Annotated in this window: 9 protein-coding genes; all 9 read right to left on the reverse strand. The window is 31.8% G+C overall.

The genetic code is table 11. The annotated features are described in order from the left end of the window. A partial coding sequence (locus J6V67_RS00255; RefSeq protein ID WP_291857094.1) for an ATP-binding protein occupies positions 1 to 939 on the reverse strand: 939 nt, incomplete at its 3' end. Beyond that, a complete protein-coding gene (locus J6V67_RS00260) occupies positions 936 to 1,505 on the reverse strand; it encodes a ribonuclease HII (protein ID WP_291857096.1) in 570 nt (189 codons plus the stop codon). The genes J6V67_RS00260 and J6V67_RS00255, both read right to left, overlap by 4 nt. Then, positions 1,498 to 2,469, reverse strand: coding sequence for a DUF475 domain-containing protein (locus J6V67_RS00265; RefSeq protein WP_291857097.1), 972 nt, complete (start codon positions 2,467 to 2,469; stop codon positions 1,498 to 1,500). The genes J6V67_RS00260 and J6V67_RS00265 overlap by 8 nt, the downstream gene beginning before the upstream one ends. Further along, complete coding sequence (locus J6V67_RS00270) at positions 2,466 to 4,331, reverse strand: nuclease-related domain-containing DEAD/DEAH box helicase (protein WP_291857099.1); 1,866 nt, start codon at positions 4,329 to 4,331, stop codon at positions 2,466 to 2,468. The genes J6V67_RS00265 and J6V67_RS00270 overlap by 4 nt, the downstream gene beginning before the upstream one ends. 91 nt (positions 4,332 to 4,422) lie before the next feature. Next, positions 4,423 to 5,133, reverse strand: a complete 711-nt coding sequence (locus tag J6V67_RS00275) for an AMIN domain-containing protein (protein ID WP_291857101.1) — start codon at positions 5,131 to 5,133, stop codon at positions 4,423 to 4,425. 7 nt (positions 5,134 to 5,140) lie between these two features. Continuing rightward, entirely contained in the window at positions 5,141 to 5,410 is a 270-nt protein-coding gene (locus J6V67_RS00280; RefSeq protein ID WP_291857103.1) for a septum formation initiator, read from the reverse strand. After that, on the reverse strand, positions 5,407 to 6,657 hold the full coding sequence (gene eno / locus J6V67_RS00285; RefSeq protein WP_086301886.1) for a phosphopyruvate hydratase: 1,251 nt from the start codon (positions 6,655 to 6,657) through the stop codon (positions 5,407 to 5,409). Before eno ends, J6V67_RS00280 begins: the two co-directional genes overlap by 4 nt. After that, entirely contained in the window at positions 6,657 to 7,691 is a 1,035-nt protein-coding gene (recA, locus tag J6V67_RS00290) for a recombinase RecA (protein WP_291857109.1), read from the reverse strand. The genes eno and recA overlap by 1 nt, the downstream gene beginning before the upstream one ends. A 189-nt stretch (positions 7,692 to 7,880) precedes the next feature. Then, a partial coding sequence (locus J6V67_RS00295; protein WP_291857111.1) for a glycosyltransferase occupies positions 7,881 to 8,228 on the reverse strand: 348 nt, incomplete at its 5' end.

Genomic DNA, 8,228 nt, shown 5'->3' on the forward strand with positions numbered 1-8,228 from the left:
ATTGCTTAGTTTTTTAGCTTTTAATATTGCAAGTTCAGATGGCAAAAATGGTAAAATCAAAATCCCATAATTAATATTAGGAATAATAAAATCAATCTGATTACTATATTTTATCTCTTTTTTAAGCTTTAAAAGTTCACAAAATACCATATTTGCTATTGTTGTTTTTGGGTCTTTGTGTAGACTTAGAGCTGATTTTAGAGCAAAATTGCTAAAATATACCCGTTTTAAAGCGATATTATCGTTGATATGCGAAATAGTTTTTATAAGATTTTGATCTTCTAAATCGGTTATATTTTGATAAAGTTTGTCTTTGCTAAGTTTCATATGAGTTTTTAGAGTTTTGTAAATCTTAAATGAATTTAGCGGTTGATGTATAAAATTGGCGATATTTGCTAATATCTTACTATTTAGATCTCCTTTTGAAGCTTTTATATGTTTTTGCAAAAATGCAGTAGTTTCAAATTCGCTTATAAATGGACTAAAAGCTAAATTTCCACGAATTAAAAAGTGACTAAAAAGAGTTCTAGCCTCATAATTTTTACGGTAAAATAGTATAAACTCCTCATAATCAAGCCCAAATATCTCAAACTCTTCAAACTCATCTATATGTAAAGAATTTATATCAGTAGAGATGATAATATTATCGCAATTAGGTAGTTCTATTTTGGATTTTAGATTCTCAATTGCTAAGGCTTTGATATTTTTAGCTTTTATAAATTCATTTAAGTTATTAAAATCAATACCAAAATTTCTTACATCATCTAGGTCTATATATAAAAAATTATCAAATTTATTTAGATGATTTAATATTAGTGAGCTTTTGCCACTGCCATTGGCTCCTTTTATTAGAATTTTAAAGCCATTTACACTGATTTTTCTCTCTAAAAACTCCCTTGATTTTGGTGGATTTTGATATAGATTTTCTAATATATTCAAATTTCATCCCCAAATAGTGATGCTTCAAGCGCCTTTGGTCTAAAGCTTTGTCTAGTTAGCTCATTTGGACCATATTTTTGTAGCGCTTCTATATGGGCTTTGACTCCATACCCTTTATGTTTTGCGTAGCCAAAATCAGGATAAAAGCTATCAAAGCGGCACATTTGTAAATCTCTGCTAACTTTAGCAATTATACTAGCAGCACTAACTTGCGGAATTTTAGCATCAGCTTTGATCATTGTTTCAATCCCATTAATCCCATAATTACAATTACCATCATAGATTATTTGGTGTTCTCTAAAGTGAAATTTAATTACTCTTAAAGCTCGTCTTAGACACTGACTAAGTCCAATTTCATCTATGATTTTATTATTAAAATATATGGTTATAAAGTCGCATTTTTGGATTAAATTTGCATATATTTGTTCTCGCTTTTTAGGAGTTAGCTTTTTAGAATCAGTTAAATTTAGCCTGCTTACATCACTATTAAAAGCGCAACCACACACAACCAATTCACCAGCTAAAGCGCCTCTACCAGCCTCATCAACACCACAAATTTTAGTCAATATTTCTCCTTTTTAGCACTGAGTGAATAAGTGCTAAGGCTATAAATAACATACTAGCTGTGCCGGTTATAATCTCACTAACTTCGTAAAAAATTTTAATAAACATTATCACTGCTAGAGCTAAAATCGCATAATGTGCACCATGTTCAAGATAGATAAAACTCTCAAGTATCTTTTGCCTAACCATATAGATAGTAAGACTTCTAACAAACATAGCTCCAATCCCAAGACCAATCATAATAATAAAAATATCTTGACTCATTGCAAATGCTCCAATAACTCCATCAAAACTAAAGCTAGCATCTAAAACTTCAAGATATAAAAATCCCATTAACCCGCTTTTAATTCCACTTGTACTAAATATCTCATCAAACATTCCTAGCCCTAAATGCAGCACTATAGCACTAAAATATGCGATAGCATAGGTAGGATTTTGAGTTAGCATAATTAGGATTATTCCAGTTAAAATAGCAATAAACAGGGTTATATTTTGAGATTTTGCAAGGGTTTTAATTAAATGATTATCCTCTAAAACTCTAATCCATTTTGTCTCTTTTTCTTCAAAAAAGAATGATAAAAATACCATTAGTAAAAATCCGCCACCAAAGATATAAATTTGATTTTTATTACTATGTAGAGCGTGATGATACTCATCTGGATTATTTAGTGCTAAATTTAGCGTCTGTAGCATCCCTATATCAGCAGCGATTGATACAATAAGAATTGGAAATAAAAATCTCATTCCAAAGACAGCAATCGGTATACCATAGATGATAAATCGCCTTTGCCATACTTGAGACATATGACGTAAAATTCTAGCATTTACCACAGCATTATCAAAGCTTAAGCTAACTTCAAGAATAATTAATAAAACGCAGATATAAACAGCAACAAATCCACCCAAAAAATATGCTGCTACTAGACCTAAGATCGTTAAAATAAATGATGAATAGAAGTACTTCATGATTTAGAAAATAACCTAGAAACTGCTAAGAATATCTCACTAGCTGCAGATTTTAAATTCTCTTTAGCATCATCTAAAATTGGGCGAATTTTAGCTAAATTTAGTTCAAATTCTTTATTATCTGGTTTTTGTTCTATGCTTTTTATCTCTTTAGATTGATTGGCATAAGATTTTATAATGTCTAAAATTTCTGCAATCTCTTTTGATTGTGGTTCATTAGTAATATCAATATATAAATTCTCTCTAGCTCTAGTTAAAAGAGTGTAAATTTGTTTATATAAAAGCTCTTTTTGATTATTAAAAATCATATTTGCAAAATTAACAAATCTATAAAGGATTATATTTTGTGCTTCAAGCCCTTTTATACCCTGCATTGTCATAACTTTTATATCAGTTCGCTTTAGCATATTTAGCTTACTTTGAATCTCTTCTAAATTTAATTTATTATAAACTAGGATAATACTATCATCATTTAGTGGTAGATTTTTTATTATTTCAAAAATTTCATCTTTGCATATAAGATCTATGTTGCCACTTTGTAAGATGCAATTTATATCGCTTAGGAGGTCATTTTTTAGATAAAATGCAGTATTTTTATAATAGTTGTTTAAATTTATATCTTTGTTTAAAATCTCAAGAGCACAAGTTGCGATATTTGATGGAGTACGATAAACATTATATAAATTTTCAATTTTACCCTTCATAAAAACTTTATTTTTAAATTTAGGATGGTGAAAAATATCAGCGATACTATTCATCGTAAATGGATAAAATTTTTGTGCTTCATCGATAAAAAATATGCAGTTTTTAATCCGTTCATATAAAAGACGCATAAATCCACTAGGCATATCTTGAGTCTCATCACATAGCACAAAGTCGATATTTTGAGTTTGTAGATATTTAATCAAGCATTCATTAAATTTAATTAATGCTTGGTTGCTTTCAAAAATTTTGTATTGTTCATCTATTGTAGTATTTTTATGAATTCCAACTTCAAAAAATGGAAAGCCAATCTTCCACAAGAAGCTAAGAATAGACATTACTTTGATATTAGAATTTTGGGTATCAAAACTATTTTTTATCTCATTTTCTAAATTTTTGTTAAAACATAAAATCAAGAAAGTTTTATCTAAATTTTTACCTAAAATTTGATTAACAAAATTTATTAATATTATAGTTTTACCAGTTCCAGCTACACCACGAACTATACGAAAATCACCATTATAGCCATTTAAAGCGCTAAGTTGTTTATTATCAAAAAACAAAATCTCATTTTTTGTAATAACTGGTATAACATCGTTATTTTGAATTATTTTAGTTGGTACTAAAAGCGCAGAGAGTTTGATAAAATCATCATGACTTGGGATAACTCTTGTAGTTGATTTAAAAAAGTGCTTAAATGAATTTTTGTCTTGCAAATCCTCTTTAAAAAAGCTTACTATATCCATATTTGCGTAGTATTTGTTTTTATCAAAATAGTTGCTAGCATCACTTTTACTTATATTTGGAAAAATCGCACGCATCTCTACATTAATTGGTGTATGATTAAAGTTTTCATTAAGCACAGAAAGGATTATATTTTTGTATTTGCTAGCTTGATTAAATGGCGAGTTATTCTCATCAATATTATCTAAAGATTTCCAGTTTTTAACCTCTATTATATAAATTCCAAGCATTGGGTGAATAAGTAAAATATCAATCTCATAAATTATATTGGCATTTTGAAATTTAGCTTTTGGTATTAGGTAGTAGTTTTCATTGCTATGTTGCAAGATTGATATTAAAGATTTAATTACTATCTCTTCGCCTGCTTCGCCTTTTAGATATTTAGCTAGAAATTTTTCTATATTGATAATCCCCATACTGCTCCTTTGAGTAAGTTATAATTAAAGAATTTAAATCTCAAATTAGATGCGAGTTTAGTTAATACTCAAAAGCCCCAAAGGGGCTAGATTATCTAAGTGTTAGCGTATATCCATTGCCGCTTTGTCGGATAGCGTAATGATAGTTGCCATCTAGAGATAAAACTACTCTATAATAATCTTTATGAGCTCCGATTGTAGCTTTTTTTAGTGGGCCTTTTTGAACCTTTATACTTTGAGTTGAAAACTCGCTACCTCTTTTAAAATCCATAACGATTTTATCAGGTTTATTAATGATAAAATCTCTAAACATCTGATCTTTTGTGATTATTTCAATTTTAGAAGCAAATATATCAAATTTGATAAAATCCATAAATGCTATACTTCTTAGCGGTGGTTCTATTTTTGGTAGGACACTAAGCGGTTTTGGTGTAGCTTGTTTGGCTACTGCTTGTTTAGTCTGTTCATCTGTGGTAGTTACTGAGACATCTAAAGATGGAGTAGCCTCGCTACTTACTGGCGGCTGAGATAAGATAATTATATCATCGTGCCAATCAAAACTAGCATTAATATCAATACTTTTTTGTTTTATGCTACCATCTACTGATTTATAGCTAAATGTTGCTGTGACAATCTCTCTAGCATCGCTTGGAAATTTAGCTACAACTCTACTTAATTTTGGTGGGTTTTCACTAATATTAGTCGAATCTAGCGTAGTGACATTAATATCATCTGGGGTAAATGGATTTTCTCTAGCTACGAGTGCTAAAACGCAGCTTGATATTAAAATAATCTTTTTCATTTTTTACTCACTTGTAACTATCTGGATCTAGTCCGATTAGCTCGAAATACTCTTTTTGTAGAGCTGAATTTAACTCTTGGTATTTTTTTACCTCGTTACTTAGGGCGGATTTTTGCTCTTTTAAATCATATAAAACACTAGCTGAGCGACTTCCAAAGAATACATTTCCCACATATACTGCAAATAGTATAGTAACAAGTATTAGCAGTGAATATGCGATAATTTTTCTAATGGAGCTAGATTTTTTACTCTCTAGCTCAGCTAGGATAGGGTTCAAATTTTATCGCCTAGATATTCGCTAGTTTCGCACTCGATTTCTAGTAAGCGATTGTATTTAGCATTTCTTTCACTTCTACTAGTTGCACCAGTTTTAATCTCGCCAGTATTTAGTGCTACTGCAAAATCAGCGATAAAACTATCTTCGCTTTCGCCACTTCTATGGCTCATAATGCAGCGATAGCCATTTCTTTGTGCTAGTCTTACAGTTTGCATTGTTTGGCTTACTGTACCTATTTGGTTTGGTTTGATTAATACAGCGTTTGCGATACCTTTTTGAATTCCTTCTTTTAGTATTTTTTCATTTGTTACAAATAGATCATCGCCTACTAGTTGAACTTTGCTACCTAGTTTATCAGTTAGGATTTTCCAGCCAGCCCAGTCATCTTCGCTTAGGCCATCTTCGATTGAGAAGATTGGATATTTTTCACATAATGCGGCATATTTTTCTACCATTTGTTCACTTGTAAATTCTTTACCTTCAAGTTTATATACCTTACCATCATAAAGTTCGCTCGCTGCAACATCTAAAGCTAGTTTGATCTGTTCGTTTGGTTTATATCCAGCTTTTATAATAGCTTGCATAATTAGTTCAAGTGGTTCTTCATTATCTTTTAAATTTGGAGCAAATCCGCCCTCATCGCCAACTGCAGTACTATGTCCAGCATCATTTAGTAGTTTTTTAAGTGTTTGATAGATTTCAGCTGCAGCACGAAGAGCATCGCTAAATTTATCAAAACCAAATGGCATAATCATAAATTCTTGAAAATCAACGCTATTGTTAGCATGCGCTCCACCGTTTATGATATTAAACATCGGAACTGGTAAAATAGTAGCATTTGCTCCACCAAGATATCTATATAATGGAAGTTTACGTGAATTTGCCGCTGCTCTAGCTACTGCCATAGATACGCCAAGAGCTGCATTTGCACCGATTTTGCTGAAATTTTCAGTACCATCTAAAGCGATTAATGCATCATCAATTGCTTTTTGATTTAAAGCATCTTTACCGCAAAGTTCTTCAGCTATCATTGAATTTACATTTTTAATAGCCTTTAAAACGCCTTTGCCACCAAATGCATCACCGCCATCTCTAAGTTCTAAAGCCTCTCTTTTGCCTGTACTTGCACCGCTTGGGACGATTGCTGAACCGGTGCTACCATCACATAGTGTTACAAATGCTTTGATTGTTGGATTTCCACGACTATCTAAAACTTCAATTGCTCTTACATCTTTAATTACTGGCATTACTCTTCCTCGCTTTCATTTTCATCATCACCGCTACTTATCATGTTATCACCCATATTTTCACGGATTTTAGCTGTTATCTCATCAGCTACATTTAAATTCTCTTTTAAAAACGCTTTTGCATTCTCTCTACCTTGACCTAGTTTTGTGCTTTCATAGCTAAACCAGGCGCCGCTTTTATCGATTATATCAAGTTTTACACCATAATCTATAATTTCACCCTCTTTACTAATTCCTTCGCCAAACATTATATCAAATTCAGTCACTCTAAATGGTGGAGCGACCTTATTTTTAACCACTTTAACCTTAACTCTATTTCCAATTGGCTCTTCGCTTTGTTTTAATGTGGCGACTTTTCTTACATCTAAGCGGACTGAAGCGTAGAATTTAAGTGCATTACCACCTGTTGTAGTCTCTGGAGTACCATATCCCATAGCACCGATTTTCATACGAATTTGGTTGATAAAGACAACTGTGGTTCCCATTTTATGGACGACACCAGTAAGTTTTCTTAGGGCTTGACTCATTAGTCTTGCTTGAAGTCCTACATGCTGATCTCCCATATCGCCTTCTATTTCGCTTTTTGGTGTTAGAGCTGCGACACTATCTACTATGATTAGATCTACGGCGCCACTTCTAGCTAGAGTCTCAACAATATCAAGCGCTTGTTCACCAAAATCTGGCTGAGAGATATAGAGATTATCCGTATCTATGCCTAGATTTTTAGCATATTTGACATCTAATGCGTGTTCTGCATCGACAAAGGCGCACACTCCACCATTTTTTTGACATTCAGCAATTAGATGAAGAGTCAGAGTTGTCTTACCGCTACTTTCAGGGCCATAAATTTCGATAATTCTACCACGTGGAATACCGCCTATGCCAAGCGCAATATCAAGCCCGATTGATCCAGTTCCAATAGCATCAATTGGCTCAATTTCTTTATCGCCAAGCCTAAGAACAGTACCTTTACCAAAGGCTTTATCAATCTGCTTAAGGGCTAAATCAAGGCTTTTTTTCTTATTTTCGTCCATTATTTTCCTCGTTTTTTGGTTATGCAAATGCCGATATTTTATCTTAAAAAAGCTAATATGCTAATAAAATTTACTAAATTTGAGATTTAAATTTTTATAAATTCAAGTTTTTGCGTAGTTTGTTTTCTTATTATTATAAATCAACTTTTAGTATAATATATCACTAGTAGAAGAGTTGCTAACTCTAGGTTATTTTTTCAACCTCTCAAACAACCCCATCCACTGTTTCATTACAACTTCTTTGCTAAATTTACTTTTAACTATCTCTTTGCTTTTTGCTCCCATTTTAGCTCTTAGATCCTCATCGCTCATTAGAGTTTTTAGTTTATGAGCATATTCATTAAGATTATTATCTTCTATTAGATATCCACTTTTTTCATCTTCTATTATATCGCTTGAACCGGTTGCAATATCAAATGATATAGTTGGTAATGCATAAGACTGAGCCTCTATAAGAACCATTCCAAACCCTTCAAAATGGCTTGTCATAGCATATATGCTAGCACTTAGATACTCACTCTCTACATCTTTAGTAAA

Origin of the sequence: Campylobacter sp. (assembly GCF_017646085.1) — a bacterium.
Lineage (GTDB): Bacteria > Campylobacterota > Campylobacteria > Campylobacterales > Campylobacteraceae > Campylobacter.

Excerpts from the sequence above, each read along its gene's own strand:
- J6V67_RS00265 (WP_291857097.1), bottom strand. The coding sequence starts at position 2,469 with ATGAAGTACTTCTATTCATCATTTATTTTAACGATCTTAGGTCTAGTA.
- eno (WP_086301886.1), bottom strand. The coding sequence starts at position 6,657 with ATGCCAGTAATTAAAGATGTAAGAGCAATTGAAGTTTTAGATAGTCGT.
- J6V67_RS00275 (WP_291857101.1), bottom strand. The coding sequence starts at position 5,133 with ATGAAAAAGATTATTTTAATATCAAGCTGCGTTTTAGCACTCGTAGCT.
- recA (WP_291857109.1), bottom strand. The coding sequence starts at position 7,691 with ATGGACGAAAATAAGAAAAAAAGCCTTGATTTAGCCCTTAAGCAGATT.
- J6V67_RS00270 (WP_291857099.1), bottom strand. The coding sequence starts at position 4,331 with ATGGGGATTATCAATATAGAAAAATTTCTAGCTAAATATCTAAAAGGC.